This is a genomic window from Nitrospira lenta (assembly GCF_900403705.1).
In the GTDB taxonomy this organism is placed as follows: domain Bacteria; phylum Nitrospirota; class Nitrospiria; order Nitrospirales; family Nitrospiraceae; genus Nitrospira_D; species Nitrospira_D lenta.
On the sequence record NZ_OUNR01000012.1, the window covers coordinates 629,908 to 644,269 of the forward strand.

14 protein-coding genes are annotated in these 14,362 nt (G+C 55.2%); 11 read left to right on the forward strand and 3 right to left on the reverse strand.

The window, feature by feature from the left end; all coding sequences use genetic code 11:
* Nucleotides 1-43 precede the first annotated feature (43 nt).
* Both NITLEN_RS09415 and rlmN read right to left on the reverse strand, forming a co-directional pair.
* Nucleotides 44-1,417 carry a M16 family metallopeptidase gene (locus NITLEN_RS09415; RefSeq protein WP_121989329.1) on the reverse strand — a complete coding sequence of 458 codons (1,374 nt, stop codon included), beginning with the start codon at nt 1,415-1,417 and terminating at the stop codon, nt 44-46.
* 25 nt (nt 1,418-1,442) lie between these two features.
* Nucleotides 1,443-2,549, reverse strand: a complete 1,107-nt coding sequence (gene rlmN / locus NITLEN_RS09420) for a dual-specificity RNA methyltransferase RlmN (protein WP_342776536.1) — start codon at nt 2,547-2,549, stop codon at nt 1,443-1,445.
* Between the two features lie 119 nt (nt 2,550-2,668).
* Here rlmN and NITLEN_RS09425 point away from each other — a divergent pair, with 119 nt between their 5' ends.
* From NITLEN_RS09425 to NITLEN_RS09465, 9 genes are all read left to right on the forward strand, one after another.
* Nucleotides 2,669-4,933 (forward strand): lytic transglycosylase domain-containing protein, encoded by a 2,265-nt coding sequence (locus NITLEN_RS09425; RefSeq protein WP_181416755.1) that lies wholly within the window; start codon nt 2,669-2,671, stop codon nt 4,931-4,933.
* A 62-nt stretch (nt 4,934-4,995) separates the two neighbouring features.
* Nucleotides 4,996-5,250: a hypothetical protein gene (locus NITLEN_RS09430; protein WP_121989332.1), complete on the forward strand. Its 255-nt coding sequence runs from the start codon at nt 4,996-4,998 to the stop codon at nt 5,248-5,250.
* Nucleotides 5,243-5,539 carry a cell division protein ZapA gene (locus tag NITLEN_RS09435; protein ID WP_181416756.1) on the forward strand — a complete coding sequence of 99 codons (297 nt, stop codon included), beginning with the start codon at nt 5,243-5,245 and terminating at the stop codon, nt 5,537-5,539. The genes NITLEN_RS09430 and NITLEN_RS09435 overlap by 8 nt, the downstream gene beginning before the upstream one ends.
* Before the next feature lie 553 nt (nt 5,540-6,092).
* On the forward strand, nt 6,093-7,661 hold the full coding sequence (gene rny / locus NITLEN_RS09440; protein ID WP_121989413.1) for a ribonuclease Y: 1,569 nt from the start codon (nt 6,093-6,095) through the stop codon (nt 7,659-7,661).
* On the forward strand, nt 7,658-8,437 hold the full coding sequence (locus tag NITLEN_RS09445; RefSeq protein ID WP_121989334.1) for a TIGR00282 family metallophosphoesterase: 780 nt from the start codon (nt 7,658-7,660) through the stop codon (nt 8,435-8,437). Before rny ends, NITLEN_RS09445 begins: the two co-directional genes overlap by 4 nt.
* Complete coding sequence (gene xseA, locus NITLEN_RS09450; protein ID WP_121989335.1) at nt 8,385-9,833, forward strand: exodeoxyribonuclease VII large subunit; 1,449 nt, start codon at nt 8,385-8,387, stop codon at nt 9,831-9,833. Before NITLEN_RS09445 ends, xseA begins: the two co-directional genes overlap by 53 nt.
* A 54-nt stretch (nt 9,834-9,887) precedes the next feature.
* A complete protein-coding gene (xseB, locus tag NITLEN_RS09455) occupies nt 9,888-10,142 on the forward strand; it encodes an exodeoxyribonuclease VII small subunit (RefSeq protein ID WP_121989336.1) in 255 nt (84 codons plus the stop codon).
* A gap of 53 nt (nt 10,143-10,195) precedes the next feature.
* Entirely contained in the window at nt 10,196-10,993 is a 798-nt protein-coding gene (locus NITLEN_RS09460) for a TlyA family RNA methyltransferase (protein WP_121989337.1), read from the forward strand.
* Between the two features lie 16 nt (nt 10,994-11,009).
* Entirely contained in the window at nt 11,010-11,933 is a 924-nt protein-coding gene (locus NITLEN_RS09465) for an SDR family oxidoreductase (RefSeq protein WP_121989338.1), read from the forward strand.
* An 84-nt stretch (nt 11,934-12,017) separates the two neighbouring features.
* On the opposite strand, the gene NITLEN_RS09470 is transcribed toward NITLEN_RS09465, so the two are convergent.
* The gene (locus NITLEN_RS09470; protein ID WP_121989339.1) at nt 12,018-12,338 is read right to left on the reverse strand and encodes a rhodanese-like domain-containing protein; all 321 of its coding nucleotides are present in this window, start codon (nt 12,336-12,338) and stop codon (nt 12,018-12,020) included.
* 401 nt (nt 12,339-12,739) lie between these two features.
* Here NITLEN_RS09470 and cutA point away from each other — a divergent pair, with 401 nt between their 5' ends.
* Nucleotides 12,740-13,075: a divalent-cation tolerance protein CutA gene (gene cutA, locus NITLEN_RS09475; RefSeq protein ID WP_121989340.1), complete on the forward strand. Its 336-nt coding sequence runs from the start codon at nt 12,740-12,742 to the stop codon at nt 13,073-13,075.
* Nucleotides 13,076-13,204: 129 nt separating this feature from the next.
* Entirely contained in the window at nt 13,205-14,239 is a 1,035-nt protein-coding gene (locus NITLEN_RS09480; RefSeq protein WP_121989341.1) for a M23 family metallopeptidase, read from the forward strand.
* Nucleotides 14,240-14,362: the final 123 nt, after the last annotated feature.

The following is a 14,362-nucleotide window of genomic DNA, read 5'->3' on the forward strand; positions in this document are numbered from 1 at the left end:
AGATCTTCCCGGCATGGGCGGCGGACGAATTGGGGCATCGTGGTTAGGGCTTCCCGGCATGAGCGGCGGTTGGTTGGGGCTCCGGCGCTTTGGGCGGTTGAGGAATCAGAATGCCGACGGTCCGATTATCCGAGGTCAGATAGTGTTTCGCCACTCGCTGAATGTCTTTGGTTGTCACCGCGCGAATGCGCTCCAGAAATTGATCGACTCGCCGCCAGCCTGCCCCGATCGACTCCGATTGCCCCAACAACATGGCATGGCGGAAGTTCGAATCCTGTTCGAATACGTGCGCAGCTTCCACCTGGTTTTTTGCCCGCTGCAATTCCAGTTCAGTCGGCGGCTCATTTTGGAGCCGGGTGATTTCGCGATACAGGGCGTCTTCGACGGCGTCCACTTTGGCCCCCGGATTCACCAGCGCATAGAAGTAGAACAGGCTGGGGTCGGTCTGCATCAGGCTGTATTCAGCCCCGACGGCCAGCGAATTCTTTTGATCGTAGACGAGGCTCTGATAGAGGCGTGAGCTTTTTCCATGCGAGAGGATCGACTCTAGAATATCGAGGGCGTACGAATCGTCGCTGGAATAATTCGGCACGCGGAATCCCAGCATGACAAAGGGGACTTGCGCTTCACGTTTCAAGAGAAAGCGCCGTTCACCGCGCTGCTCCGGCTCGACCGCCAGCGTGGCCTTTGGACTCGGACCCTTGGGGATCGGTTCGAAAAGATGTTTGATGGTCGGGAGCAAGGAGTCGGCCTTGATATCGCCCACCACGATCAACGTCGCGTTGTTCGGCGAGTAGTAGGTGTCGTAGTGGCGCTGCAAATCGTCCAGCGACATGGCATCTAGGTCGGCAAACCACCCGATCACGGGCCAGTGGTAGGGGTGGCTGAGGTAGGTCTGAGCGAAGAGCGTCTCCACGAGCGCTCCTTGGGGATCATCCTCTGTGCGCAGCCGGCGTTCTTCTTTGACGACTTCCCGCTCGGTTTGGAATTCGCTGTTGTCGAGAATCAGCCCCTGCATGCGGTCGGCTTCCATTTCCAAGGCGAGCTCGACGCGATCGGCTGCGAGGTTCTCAAAATAGGCGGTAAAGTCCTGGCTGGTAAAGGCGTTGTCGACGCCGCCGTTCTTCCGGATGATCCGGGAGAAGGAGCCTTTCGGATACTTGGCCGTGCCTTTGAACATCATGTGTTCAAGCATATGAGACAGCCCGGCCCGGCCCATGACTTCATTCCGCGAACCCACCTTGTACCAGACCTGCACGGTCGCGACAGGGGCCTTGGGGACTTCTACGAGCAGGACCTTCATCCCGTTGGACAAGAGGTATTCGTGTGGCTCAGCGGCGAAGCTCGTTCCTGCCCACAGGCAGAGAGCGAGTACGGTGAAGAGGACTGAGCGATGACGGTGGTGTTGTGACTTCATAGTTGGGTGAGTCGCACGAGGCATGCTAACAACGGGATTCGATTTGTGTCAAGGCAACGGACGCCTGGTTGGCCGGAACATTGCCCAATTGACCGCAGGCGCCCAGTACGTCGCGCCCCCGGCTTTTACGAATGAATGCGTCGATGCCGGCGCGGGTCAATATCGCCTGGAACGTGAACACGCGATCATCAGTGGGCCGCCGGAAGGCATTTCCTGGAAACTCATTGAACGGGATCAAGTTCACTTTGCCCCGGATTCCCGCGAGCAGTTTCACGAGGCGACGGGCATCGTCATCGCTGTCGTTCACCCCGGCCAGTACGACATATTCAAACGTCAGCCGCCGCATGGGCGGGAGCGGATACCGGCGGCAAGCGGCCATGAGCGTTTTGAGCGAAGCGATCTGACTGGCCGCGGGCATCAAACGTTGCCGTTGTTCCTCTGTCGTGCCGTTCAAGGAAATCGCCAGATTTACCCCGAGCGCCGCGACGTCTTTCAAACGGGTCGCTAGTCCCGCAGTTGAGACCGTAATGCGGCGCGGCGACCAGCCCAGTCCCCACGATTTATTTGTCAGGCAGCGGATTGCAGCGGACAGCGCCTCACTATTCGCCAGCGGCTCGCCCATGCCCATGAAGACTAGATTGGTCAGGCGCTCCTCGCCGGTCAGATGATCCTGAGCGGTCAGGACCTGATCGACAATTTCATGCGCCTTGAGGTTGCGCTTGAGTCCCATCGTGCCGGTCAGGCAGAAGCCGCAGTCCAGCATACAGCCGACTTGTGTCGAGACGCAGAGCGTCAGCCGGTCTTCATCGGGAATCAGGACGGTTTCAATGCGCAGACCATCGTCCAAGGTCAGGAGCAATTTGCGCGTGCCATCGGATGATTGGAGTATCGTGCAGTCTTGGGTGCGTTGAATTGTTGCGACGGTTGCCAGTTTCTCGCGATCGCTCTGTGAAAGATCCGTCATCTGCGCGATGGCGCGCGCCCGGCGTTGATAGAGCCACCGCAATATCTGTCCGGTCCGGTAACCAGGCCAGCCGAATCCACGAACAAGGGTGGCCATCTGGGTCTCGGTCAGACTCAGTAAGTTTGTTCGCGGGCGCGAAGGTTCAGGCATGGACAGATCTGTGTTCATTGATGAGGGCAGGGTATCACAGGGTGAGGACAATCGGCAGCATCCGTTCTGCCCTAAGCCTGGAATCAAGCCCGACCCCTCCTACCCCTGCGGTCTGTAATGTGTTACTACATTTGACTATGAAGACGACATCCCGTTCGGTGCTCATTTCCGCTGTGATTCTTGTGCTGTTAGGGCCGTCTCCTGATCGGGCGGCGGCCTCGCAGGTGAGCAATGGCGAGGTGTCGGCTGCCGGATCCTGCGAATCTGCCGAAGAGTGTTTTCTTGCCGCCGCCCAACCCAAGGAGCGCTTGGGCAATCAACTGACCAAAGATCAAGTCGCGGCGCTCAAGTTAGAGCGCTTGCGATTATTGGCGGAGCGATTTCCCGGTTCGGTCTGGGCCAAGCGCGCGGGAGTGTTATCTGGGGTATTGTTGATTGAACGGAATCCCGCGGCGGCCATGCCGTTTTTGCGGGCGGGGCAACGCGATCTCCCGATGCTCGATGATTACCTGCGTCTCTGGATGGGTGAGGCGACGTTGCATCTGGGCGATGCAAAGGAGGCAGCCGGACTATTTGAAAGTGTGGTCCAGACGGTGTCGGACTCCAATCTGAGCAGCCTCGTGGCGCTCCGCGCCGGAGAAGCCTGGTATCAAGCCGCAAGTTGTCCGGAGGCGCTGGGCTGGCTGACGAAGGCGGTGGCGAATACCGAAAAAGACAAAGATCCTCTTGTGCCGAAAGCGTGGTTGCGCATGGCAGCTTGTTATCTTCGGGCCGGTCAAATTGCCGAGGGGCGAACGGCGCTCAAGCAACTGTGGGTCCGGTTTGCCTCTGCCCCGGAAGCGAAAGAAGCGGAGGCGCTGCTCCTTACAAATCTTGGCGGGGAGCCGTGGGCGGCATCATCGGAGGATCATTTCAATCGGGCGCAGTCGTTTCTCGGTCAGGCGTTGCATGCGGAGGCGATCGAGGAGCTGAAAAAGTTTTTGGCGATGGATCCGGGTTCGCCGCATCGCGGGAGCGCGAAGCTCAAGCTCGGCGTTGCGCAGGTGCGGCTGAAGCAATACGATCAGGCCCGCGAGACGTTTCGGGCGTTGACGGCCGAGCATGTTGCGGAATCCGATGAAGCCACGGTCTGGCTGGCGCGAGTCTACCTGCGGCAGGCAATGGGGGCGAAGCTGCTGGAGTTGAGCCGGTCGTTGGATAAGCTGTCGCTGTCGGCGGAACAGAAGGGGCAGATCAACATCTTTGCCGGGATCTGGCTGGAAGATCAAAAGCAGTTTAATGAAGCGATCGCCAAATATCGGTTAGTGACGAGGGCCGGAGAGCCGGCCACTCAGCGGGCCGAGGCGTCCTGGCGCGTGGGATGGGCTCTCTACCGCATGGCGCGGTACAAAGAGGCCATCGAAGTTTGGCAACATATCATCGATCAGCGCGACAGTGATTATGAACCGCAGGCGCTCTATTGGATTGCCCGTTCCCTGACGCAGACCCAGAATGGCCGGGCGCGCGATGTCTATGCGCAACTGTGCCGGCAGTACCCCTTTACGTACTATTGCCAACTGGCCAGGGAACAGGCGCCTGATGCGGTGCTTGAAATTGGAGGCCAGGCCGCACTCTCGACGGTGGCGGAGTCGCCGACTGCCGAAGTGGTCGCGCCTTCGTTGATGAAATTTGCAGAGGTCGAACAGCAGCCGGCCTATCGACGGGCCTTGGAGCTGAAGATGTTGGGGCTTGAATCCGATGCGGCGCGTGAATTGGCGGCTCTTACCGAGCAGTATACCCGTGACCCGGATGTCTTGATGACGCTGTCGATGCGGCTGAATGAGGTGGGGGCCTATAACCACGCGCTGCGTTTAGCCCGTGCCCGGTTTCGCGAAAAGTTGGAACGCACCGGTGGAACGGTGGCGCCGGGTCTCTGGAGTGTGGCCTATCCCACCGGGTTGATCCCGACGATCAAGACGCAGGGATTGAACGGCGTGAATCCCTATTTGGTCGCGGCTATTATTCGAGAAGAGAGTCAATACGATGTACGGGCGGTCTCGCGGGTCGGCGCAATCGGCTTGATGCAGGTCATGCCGGCCACGGCGAATCAGGTCGCGCAGCGGCATCATTTCCCCGCGGTCACTCGGGAAGATCTCTTTGATCAGGAGACCAATGTGCGGATCGGGGCTCGGTATGTCGAACAATTATTGGCTCAGTTCTCCGGGAGCGTGGTCCATACGATTGCCGCCTACAACGCAGGGCCGATTGTCGTCGGTACTTGGGCGGACCAGCATCGCGGGCGTAGTCAGGATGAATTTGTCGAGCTGATTCCGTTTCAGGAGACGCGGCAGTATGTGAAGCGGGTTTTGCGGAGCTTCAAAGAGTATCTTCGATTGGCTGGAAGTGCTGAGCCGGTTTCTTGACAAGATGTAGTGAAGTTTTTATAGTGCCCCACAATCTATTGGGTTTATTGGGAGATTTGAGCATGGCGTTGGATCGTCTTGATGCACTGGAAGGCCGGATTCGTGAGCTGGTGAAACTTGTTCAAGAATTCAAGAAAAAGAATGCGTTGTTAGAGGATGAGCTGAAGGCGACGCGCCAGCGCCTCTCCTCACAAGATGACATGAATCGGCAGTGGGAACAGGAGCGGGTGGACATTAAGGCGCGTATTGAACGAGTGATGGGTGAGATAGATCTGTTGGAATGTTTTGACGATTCCAAGGAGGTGGCTCTTGACTAAGACCATTGATGTGGAAATTTATGGCCAGCGGTATTCCATTCGCGGTGAGGCAGATGATGCCTATATTCGACGGCTTGCGAGTTTCGTGGATGAGCATATGCGGACATTGGCCGAGGGGATGAAGACCGCAACGCCCTCCAAGCTGGCGGTCCTAACGGCGATCAATCTGGCCCATCAATTCTTCGAGTCGGAAAAGAAGCGGAGCCAAGGCGAGGCCGATGTCGATCGCCGGATGGAAACACTGATGGAATCCATCGAGGAGCAGATGCCCATCTCGTTCTTCAGGTGAGTTTCACCTTGCTTTCGGAAAAGGCCTTTGTTATCGTGGGTCTAGTGTCTTTGCGTTATGCGTGTGTCGAGTGCTAAGGAATCGGTCTTCAGGAACGTCATCCAGAACAGAATGTGTGATCGAGATAGTCGAATGATCAACGCACAAGAGAACAGCGGTGTATCTGTGTATGCAGTCCTAGTTCGGTGGATACTCACAGTGTGGGTGATCCCCGTTCGGCGGTTCGTGTGGACGATCGTAGATCGGTGTGTGGACATGGCCGTAAATGTGTCGCACGCTGTCGGTCGTGAATTGCACGTGCAGCCTGTGCTTGCAGCGATCCCTCGTCGGCAGAGCATCAGAATATGGGTTCGAGTGTCTCGGCCGGATGGGGATGAATACAGATACACAGGTAGTAGATTGTCTGGTTCCCGTGTGCGGTCGCGTTTGGGATGACAGTGTTCCCGGTTTAAGCCTTCCTTGTGTTCTCTCCACCCTCGCATAGCGCTGCATTGCTAACAGATTGCAGAGAATAGGCGATCTGGCCTGTTTTCTCCATGAAGGGGGTGCCTCCATTTCTACCTCACTTGTTGCGTACATACTCTGTGGACTCATCGGGGCTTTGATCGGCGCCGGACTGCTTGAAGTGGTTCGTCGTCAACTTGCCGCCGCGAAACGAACGGAAGCAGAAGATCAGGCGAAGCACATTACTCAAAACGCGCAGCGCGAAGCCGAAACACTCATCAAGGAAGCCAAGCTCGAGTCGAAGGATCTGATCTTTCAAGCCAAGACGGATTTGGAAAAAGAACAGAAGGTCCGGCTGGCTGAGCTGGCGGTGACGGATAAACGGCTCGTTCAACGGGAAGAGAATTTGGATCGGAAGCTCGGAACGATCGAGAAGCGCGAAGCGGACGCGCAGAAAAGAGATCAGGAGTTTGCGCGGCGTGAAGAAGGACTGGTCCAAAAAGAGGCGGCCTGCGCCAAGGTTGAGCGCGAGCATCGCGAGGCGCTCGAGCGGGTGGCCGGAATGACGGGCGATGAGGCCAAGAAGCAATTGATGGTTGAAATGGAAAGTCAGGCCCGTCTCGATGCGGCCGGGTTTGCCAAGCGGACATTGGAAGAGGCGCGTGAAAACTCCGAACGAGAAGCGCGCGAAATTATTACCAGCTCGATTCAGCGCGTCGTGCGCGACTACGTGGCGGAGTCCACGATCTCCGTGGTTCAGATTCCCAATGACGCGATGAAAGGCCGGATCATCGGACGGGAAGGGCGAAACATTCGGGCGATCGAGGCGGCGACGGGCATCGATTTGATCATCGATGAAACGCCGGAAGCGGTAATCATCTCAGGGTTCGATCCGTTGCGGCGCGAAATCGCCAAGGTGTCGCTTGAACGGCTGATGCACGATGGACGGATTCACCCGACTCGGATTGAAGAAATCGTCGAAAAGGTGAAGGTTGATATCGATAAGTTGATGTACGAGGAAGCCGAAAAGATTATTTTCGAGTTGGGCCTTTCCGATTTCCACCCGGAACTGATCAAAGTGTTAGGCCGGTTGAAATACCGGACAAGCTACGGTCAGAACAATCTCTATCATGCCCGTGAGGCCGCCTATATTTGCGGAATCATGGCGTCGGAGCTGGGGCTCGACGTCAAGTTGGCGCGGCGCGGGGCGTTGCTCCATGACATCGGCAAAGCGGTCAGCCACGAAGAGGAAGGCCCCCATGCGATGCTCGGCGCTGAGATCGCCAAGAAGTACGGTGAGTCTGCGAAGATCGTCAATGCGATTGCGGGACACCATGAACAGGTGGAGCCGATCTGCCCAGAGAGCGTGTTAGTCGCGGCTGCCGAAGCATTGTCTGCTGCGCGGCCTGGCGCACGACGCGAAGCGTTGGAGTCGTATGTGAAACGGTTGGAGAAGCTGGAGGCGCTTGCCACGGCGTATAAAGGCGTCCAAAAAGCGTACGCGATTCAAGCGGGACGCGAGATTCGCGTGATTGTGCGGCAGGAGGATATTACCGACACGGAGTCGTTCCAACTGTCACGGGACTTAGCGAAGAAGATTGAGCAGGAGCTGACCTATCCAGGACAGATTCGGGTGACCGTAATTCGCGAAAGCCGATATGTGGAGTATGCGAAGTGAAAATTCTGTATATCGGCGACATCATGGGAGAGCCGGGGCGCCGGGCCGTGGGGCGGATGGTGCCGCGCGTGGTTTCTCAGCGGCAGGTGGATGTCGTCATCGGGAACGGGGAGAATGTGGCCGGGGGATTCGGGATTACGCCGGAATTGGCGGAAGAACTCTTCGAGATGGGTTTGTCCGTCATCACGACCGGGAATCATGCCTGGGACAAGAAGGAAATTCTCGACTATTTCCCGCGTGAGCCGCGCTTGTTGCGTCCTGCGAATTATCCGGCCGGGGTGCCTGGCAATGGCAGTTACGTCGTCGAAACACCCGGCGGGGAAAAGCTGGCCGTGCTTCAGTTGATGGGTCGGGCGTATATGCCGACGCTCGACTGTCCGTTCCAAGTGGCCAAGCGAGAAGTGGCGAAGTTGAAGCGGGAAGCGGCGGCGGTACTCGTCGATATGCATGCCGAGGCGACGTCGGAAAAGATGGCGATGGGACATTACCTCGACGGTGATGTCGTCGCGGTGGTGGGGACGCACACGCATGTGCAAACGGCCGACGAGCAGATTTTGCCGAAAGGTACGGCCTATCTGACGGATATTGGTATGACCGGTCCGCTGCATGGTGTGATCGGCGTCAAAAAAGAACTCGCGATTGAAAAGTTTCTCACCGGGATGCCGAAACGATTTGAAGTGGCTTCCGGGCCCACGGTCTTTTGCGCAGTGCTGATTGAGGTCGATGCACAACTCGGCAAGGCGATTACAATCGAACGGATCCGGGTCATCGACTAAGGGAGATCTCACCACGGGCTTCCGACCACCTACGGCGTTCTCCGCTCCAGGCTCTTCGGTCAGGCAGGTTCATACTGTCTCGGAATTGACCGCTCTCGTACGGTCCACGCTTGAATCCAGTTTCACCGAGGTGTGGCTGGAAGGCGAAGTGTCGAATCTTCGTGCCCCGGCCTCTGGTCACCTCTACTGCACGCTCAAAGACGAGTCGAGTCAAATTCGCGCCGTTCTCTTTAGGACGACCGCGACGCGGCTGCGATTCGCGCTTGAGGACGGACTTCAGGTCGTTGCCCGTGGACGAGTGACGGTGTATGAGCCGCGCGGGGAATACCAGATCATTGTGGACTATGTCGAGCCTAAGGGACGCGGGGCTCTGCAACTGGCCTTTGAGCAACTGAGAACCCGGCTTGCGGAAGAGGGGTTGTTTGACGAGGAGCGCAAGCGGTCGCTTCCTGAACTGCCACGGACCGTTGGTCTAGTGACGTCGCTGAGCGGCGCCGTGATTCGCGATATGTTGACGGTGCTGCATCGCCGTTGTCCTACGCTGCATATCATTATTGTTCCCGTCCAGGTGCAAGGTGAGGGTTCGGCCGAACAGATTGCGGCAGCCATCCGGATGCTCAGCGAATCTGGCTTGGTGGAGGTGATGATTGTCGGGCGTGGGGGTGGTTCACTTGAGGATCTCTGGAGTTTCAATGAAGAGGTTGTGGTGCGGGCGATTGCCGCGTCGCGAGTTCCGGTCGTCTCCGCCGTCGGACATGAAACGGATGTTACGCTAGCAGACTTTGCTGCGGATCTTCGTGCGCCGACACCATCGGCTGCCGCGGAAGCAGTGGCGCCGGTCTTGGCTCAAATTGTGAGCAGGCTGGCGGAACTATCGGCTCGGCTTCAGCATGTGGTTGGCCGGCGGATGGAGGAAGAGCGTCAGCGGTTGCGATTGGCGACACATCAAATTGCTGCGGTGCGTGTTCGAGTGCAGGAAGAGATTCAACGGGTGGATGCGACGGTCTATGAGATGTCGGCGGCTGTTCGTCTGGTGTTGCAGGTCGGGCAGGACAGGATGATTCGTGCCAATCAGGGATTGATGGCGAGGAGCCCGCATGCTCGCGTGCGTCATGGACTGGCTGTTGTTCCACAATTGGCGGCACGGCTCTATCAGGGCACTCGTGGGATCGTAGAGACTCGCACGCAACGGGTCCAATCGTGTGCCTCGCGCTTACACGCACTGAGTCCGTTAGCGACATTAGGGCGGGGCTATAGCGTCCTCCAGCACGCGCGTACGGCTGAGGTGATTCGGGGCGTGGATGATGTGCATGTTGGGGAGGAGCTGCAGGCGAAGTTGATCGATGGACGATTGCTGTGCATCGTGAAAGCAGGGATACCGGATTCTCTGATGTAAAATCGGCGGCGGAGCCGCTATACTTTATCAATCCAGGATCATGAGGAGTCGATTGTGGCGGCAGTGAAGTTTGAACAAGCGATGGCTCGGTTGGAAGCGATTGTGGGGCAATTGGAACATGGCGATCTTTCGCTGGATGAATCGCTCAAGATCTTTGAAGAAGGAATCCGCCTCTCAAAAAACTGTCTGAAAGTGTTGGAAGAAGCTGAACGGAAAGTGGAAGTGCTGGTTCAGGATACAAACGGCAAAAAACAGTTACGGGCATTTTCCCTCGACGAGGATGCTGATGAGGCGTCTCTTGAGCCATAGTCGTTCCGCATCTATTCGGATGGTCCTCACATAGTCCGCTTACGTATTCAACCATGGTGAATCAAGTACGTCCGGTGAAAGATCGGCTCGACCGAGTGCTGGTCGCGCGGGGCCTTGCTCAAAGCCGGGATGTGGCTGTTCGGATGATCCTTGCCGGAGAAGTTCGGCTCGATGGCGCTCTGTCTGATAAGCCAGCGAAGTTGGTTCCGCTTGATTCAGCGATTGACGTCGTTTCTCACGGGACTCGGTTTGTGAGCCGGGGAGGGGAGAAGCTTATTGGCGCACTTGAGGCTGGTGCCATTGATCCGCAGGGAGCCGTCTGCCTTGATGTGGGCTGTTCTACGGGCGGATTCACCGACTGTTTGCTGCAGCGCGGTGCAGCGAGGGTGTATGCCGTGGATGTTGGGTATGGCCAATTTGATTGGCGTCTTCGCCAGGATCCCCGGGTCACTTTGCATGAGCGGACGAACATTCGTTATGTGGATCGAACGCTCATCCCTGAGCCGGTCGCTCTCGTGGTAATCGATGTGTCGTTTATTTCCCTCACGATGGTGCTGCCTCCCATCATGCAGTTCCTTCAGTCTGGTGCCGTCGTAATCGCGTTGGTAAAACCGCAATTCGAAGTGGGGAAGGGGCAGGTTGGCCGAGGTGGAATCGTTCGCGATGAAGCCCAGCGGCAGGCCGTACTGCAGCGTATTCTGGTCTGTGCCGATGGGCTTGGGCTCACTCAGAAGGCGACTCTTGATTCTCCGATCCGCGGGAAGAAGGGGAACCTCGAGTTTCTTAGTATTTTCGAGTTAAATGAAAATGTTTATGCTAAGAAAGAGTCAGGTTTAAGGGGTAGCGTGTGAAGAGTTGGAGGACTGCATGAAGGTCTTAGTGACAGGTGGTGCTGGATTCATTGGTTCGCACGTGGTCGATCGTCTGGTAGAGGAAGGTCACGATGTTGTCGTCGTGGATAATCTTTCTACGGGAAAGCGAAAGAATGTGAATCGTGCTGCGAATCTCTACAAATTAGACATCCAGAGCTCACGGTTGGAACGGGTCTTTCGAAATGAGCGGCCTAATATCGTCATTCATTTGGCGGCCCAGGTGAGTGTGAGAAACTCCGTTGCGGACCCTGTCTTTGATGCGCAAGTCAATATCCTCGGTACGATGAATGTGGTGCATCAGGCCGTTCAGCATGGAGCGAGGAAGGTGGTGTTTTCCTCTTCAGGCGGGGCCATTTATGGCGAGCAAGACATGTTTCCCGCTCCGGAGAGCCATCCAACGAATCCGCTCTCGCCGTATGGAATCAGCAAATTGTGCGGAGAGCATTACCTGTCTTACTTTCAGCGTACCAGCGGTATCCAAGCAGTCAGCCTGCGGTACGCCAATGTGTACGGGCCAAGGCAGGATCCGGAAGGTGAGGCGGGAGTTGTGGCCATCTTTATTCAAAAAATGTTGAACAATGAGCAGCCTATCATCAATGGAAATGGGCGTCAGACGAGAGATTTTGTGTTTGTGGATGACGTCGCGGAGGCAAATCTTGCCGCAATGGGGCAGGAGACTCAGGGGGTTTATAACGTCGGGACGGGCGTTGAGACATCCATCAATGAGTTGTTCAGGCTGCTGGCAAGTTTGACCGGGGCTACCTCAAAAGAAGTGCATGGACCCGCGAAGAAAGGGGAGCAGCTAAGGAGTCTTGTCGATCCTGCTAAAATTCGACAAGCGCTTGGTTGGGAGATGAGGGTCGATCTGCCCGATGGCCTGAAGCGGACCGTAGCGTTTTTTAGAGAAAAGATGAGCTAGCGGGAAGCGCCAAATAATCCGCTTCCCGCAGGGAAATATCTGCGTTGCACAATGGGAAATTCGGCAACTTGCCAGGGGTGTCTTCTAGTAACGCGGAACTGTGTTATCTACCTGAATCGACCAGGCATCTATCCCGCCTACTAGATTTTTTACGTTAGCAAATCCTTGCTGAACCAAGAAGCCTGTTGCGTCGGCGCTTCGCATGCCGTGATGGCAATAGGCAATGATCTCCGTATTCTTATCCAGCTTTGTCAGAGCCTGAGGCAGTGTGCCCAATGGAATGAGTACTGACCCCTCCAGTTTTGCCAAGGCATGCTCCCACGGCTCTCTTACATCCAGGAGTACGAGTTTATCGCCCTTATCAAGTCTTGTCTTCAGTTCCTTCACCCCAATGGAATAACTCATCAAAATCCTCCTCATGAACGATGGGTTGCATCATAAGGGACTCAAGAAATGACTGTCAAATTCAGGAGCGACCGAGTTCAATCAATCAAAAGAGACTATGAATTATTGGATTAGCCAGGTTGTCGGTCTTTGAAAGGTGACAAACTTTTGACATCACCGTCAAGAATCTGGACAGCGTGCTTCAGGTACTACACATCTACCAATATATAGTGCGGAAACGAGCAGCCTGATAGATTGTAATGCATTGATTTTACTGGAAACGTGAATATTGTAGCGATGTTTATAAGGGTATGGAAGTTGCGTTCTTTAGAATCAGGCTATATCAATCAACCACCCTAACGGTTCAAGTTTGAATAGTTGATAGTTTTATATGACCCAGGTAGCCTTTCTTGAGGCTAAGTATGTCGATTGCTAAAAATAAGATAATCATTATTTTTGTGACGGTTCATGACCAGAAGGAAGGACGTCGGATATCGAAAGAAATTTTGACTTCTCGCTTGGCTGCTTGTGTGAATATCATTCCTGGGATTCAGTCAATGTATCAGTGGAAGGGTAAGATCGTTCAGGAGAAAGAGGCTATGCTGGTACTGAAGACCACAAGATCTCGGTACCGGAAACTTGAGCAGAAGATAAAACAGCTACATTCCTATGAAGTGCCGGAAGTAATTGCCATTCCGCTTATTTGTGGATCACCACAATATATAGAGTGGGTGGCGAAAGAAGTATTGGATAAGTAGTGGCATGGGGGACGTGAACGAGCTCTAATTTCATTACTATCAAAAGGGTTGACCCTTCATAGAGAGATGGGTAGACTACAAAGCTATCTGGCTAAGTGAGGGTCTCCCAAGATTGAGGGAGTGAATATCATGGGGCAAACGCAAAACCAGGAAAGTAGTGACGCCTATACGGTTGTAATTTTCCGTGGTTCTACGGCAAAGCCTCTCCGCTTTAGTTTCCCGAGAGAATTTGTTCGTAAGCTATTGATAGTTGGATGTATTGTTGTCGTTGCCGATCTTCTTGTCGTTTCTCATTATGTCATTAGGACCGGGGAAGTGTGGGAGCTTTCTGCATTCCGTTCGGAGGCTATGAGCGCCCGAGAACAGACCGCAGCTTTCACTTCTGCGGTTGATGACTTAAAAAAGAGAATCGGGGCAATGAAAGAGGTAAATCAACGACTTCGGGTCATGTTAGGGATTGAAGTTCAGAAGTCTGGTGACACGGCTAACGGGCGAGGTGGAGAAGAGACTCCTCTGCCTGAGGGAAGTCTGATTTCTAGTTCGATTAATGAGAATGGAGCAGGTGAGGCGGCATCATTATCCAGCACTAACGGAGTGGTTTCTGTTATTGGAGTTGGTGCAACTGCAACCCGCGTTGTAGATGAAAAAGATACCGAAGCTGCGGTTGCCTCCGTTAAAGAGGGACTTGAGTGGCTGTCCAAGGAAGCGACTAGCCAGGAGCAGATTCTTGGCGAATTGTCTCAAGCTGCCGAGCAACGGTCATCACGATGGGCTGCCACACCATCAATTTGGCCAGTAAAGGGCTGGGTGACTTCAGGTTTTGGTCCTCGTATTTCTCCTTTCACGGAGAAGCCGGCGTGGCATGATGGGCTGGATATCGGAGCTGCGGCCAATGCCCCAGTGCAGGCCCCAGCGCAAGGCAGAGTCACATCAGTCGGTTTTGATCCGAAGCTCGGTAATTTAGTGCGGCTTGACCATGGATTTGGAATTGAAACGGTTTATGGTCACTTAGCGAAGTCCCTCGTAAAGGAGGGGCAACGGGTGAAGCGTGGCGATGTGGTAGGGTTAGTAGGAAGCACCGGTTTGGCAACTGGCCCCCATCTTCACTACATGGTTAAGGTTAACGGACAAGCGCTTGACCCTAATAAGTATATTCTTGAATAGGTCTTTTCCGACTCTATAGGGTGTCTTTTATGACGGGCTCGAGGGAAACTTCGAGCCCGTCTTTTTTCCTGCTTCTTCTTCTCGTCCCTTCGTAGAGGCGTGGTGTACGTGACGGGGTACATC